Origin of the sequence: Streptomyces sp. NPDC047869 (assembly GCF_040704065.1) — a bacterium.
In the GTDB taxonomy this organism is placed as follows: domain Bacteria; phylum Actinomycetota; class Actinomycetes; order Streptomycetales; family Streptomycetaceae; genus Streptomyces.
The window spans coordinates 1-1,990 of sequence record NZ_JBEYRK010000070.1 but is presented as its reverse complement, the minus strand read 5'-3'; the positions used below and the strand labels follow the sequence as shown (position 1 = coordinate 1,990).

The 1,990-nt window shown below is 69.3% G+C and carries 1 protein-coding gene; it reads left to right on the top strand.

Annotation, left to right across the window (positions count from 1 at the left end; genetic code table 11):
- Positions 1-124: 124 nt before the first annotated feature.
- On the top strand, positions 125-1,933 hold the full coding sequence (locus AB0924_RS38550; protein WP_366913983.1) for an IS481 family transposase: 1,809 nt from the start codon (positions 125-127) through the stop codon (positions 1,931-1,933).
- Positions 1,934-1,990 lie beyond the last annotated feature (57 nt).

The following is a 1,990-nucleotide window of genomic DNA, read 5'->3' as shown; positions in this document are numbered from 1 at the left end:
GTGTCCGGTCCCGGTAGATGCTTGACACTTCGGTCCCAGCTGATGGTTGACAGTGGCCGTGATCGGCTTTTCTGTGCGCGTCGTTGCGGCGTGTGTGGGGAGGCCGGGATTGGCGCTGGTGGAGTTGTCGGTTGTCGAGCAGAGATACCGGGCTGTGCTTGCGGTGTTGGCGGGTGCGACGGTGACGGAGGTCGCCGCCCAACTGGGCGTCTCGCGGCAGACGGTGAGCGGGTGGAAGTCGCGGTATGAGGCCTCCGGCCTGGCGGGGCTGGCGGATCGTTCGCGCAGGCCGGCGTCGTGTCCGCATCAGGCCTCTGCCGAGGTGGAAGCTGCAGTGTGCGAGCTGCGGCGCAAGCACCCGAAGTGGGGTCCGCGGCGGATCGCTCATGTGCTGGAGCGGGCCGGTCAGGTGGATCCGGTGCCGTCGCGGATGACCGTGTATCGGATCCTGGTCCGTCACGGGCTGGTGGAGCCGGGCGTGCGGCGCCGGAAGCGGTCGGATTACAAGCGCTGGCAGCGGGACCGGCCGATGCAGCTGTGGCAGATGGACATCGTCGGCGGCGTGATGCTGGTCGACCCGGTGACCGGTGAGTTGACCGAGGCCAAGGTCGTGACCGGTGTGGATGACCATTCCCGGTACTGCGTGATCGCTTCGGTGGTCGAGCGGGCGACCGGACGGGCGGTCTGCGCGGCCTTCGCCCGGGCCTTGCACAGGTTCGGGGTGCCGGAAGAGGTGCTGACCGACAACGGCAAGCAGTTCACCGACCGGTTCGGGCAGGGCGGTGAGGTGTTGTTCGACCGGATCTGCCGGGAGAACGGGATCGCGCACCGCCTCACCCAGCCGGCGTCGCCGACCACGACAGGCAAGGTCGAGCGGTTCCATCAGACGCTGCGGCGTGAACTCCTCGACGACTGCGGCGCGTTCGAGAGCATCGAGCAGGCTCAGGCGGCACTGGATGCGTGGGTGGAGGAGTACAACTCCATGCGTCCGCATCAGGCCCTGGACATGCAGTCTCCGGGCGACCGGTTCACCCCGGTTGCCGAGCAGGAGCGGGACGTCTTGGGCCTGAAGATCCCTGGAGTGCTGGCGCTGGTGCCGCAGCAGCGGACACCCCGAGAGGATCCGGAGCCGGCTGCGACCGAAGCCTGCGAGGTTCCTGCCGCCTTGCCTGAGGTGCCGGCGGTGGTGCCGGTGGAGTCCGGTGGGCCGGTGGAGTTCGAGCGGGTGGTGCCTGCGAGTGGGAATCTGCAGGTGGCGGGCAAGCAGTTCTGGCTGGGTCCGGCCCGCTCGGGGCTGACGGTGACGTTCTGGGCCGACACGCGGGTGATCCATCTGCTGATCGCGGGGGCGCGGATCAAGACCGTGCGGTCGCATCTGTCGGTGACGGATCTGGGACGGCTGGCGGCCCGGGGCGGACGTGCGGCGGGGCCGGCCCCGCTTCCGGCCGGTGACGGGGCCGCGTTCGAGGTGGACCGGGTGGTGAACAACAGCGGCCTGGTGGGCCTGGGCGGGCACCAGGTGCTGGCGGCGGAGATCCTCGGCGGCCGCCAGGTGGGTGTCCGCATCGACGAGGAGACGTTGTCGTTCTTCGATCCGTCCTCGCGGGAACTGCTGCGGGTGCGGCCCAATCCGCTGACCGGTGAGGAAGTCCGCAGGCTGCGGGGCCTGCGTCCGGCCGGACCGCCGCCACGGCCCGGAGTCGAGCCCGTGCGGGTCCAGCGGCGGGTCAGCGCGGTGGGCACGGTCATGGTCTGCCGGCAGGTCGTCTCCCTCGGCCGCCCCTACGCGGGCCAGACCGTGACCGTGCACGTGTCCGACACGACGCTCACCGTCGAGCTGGACGGTCAGGTCCGGGTGATCCGGCGCACGACCGACGTCCCGGTCCGTAACGTGAAAGCGAACAAACCCCGCGAAGTTTCCGATGTTGTCTAGGCCCACCGTCAAGCATCAGCTGAGACCAGAACGTCAAACATCACCTGGGACTAGACA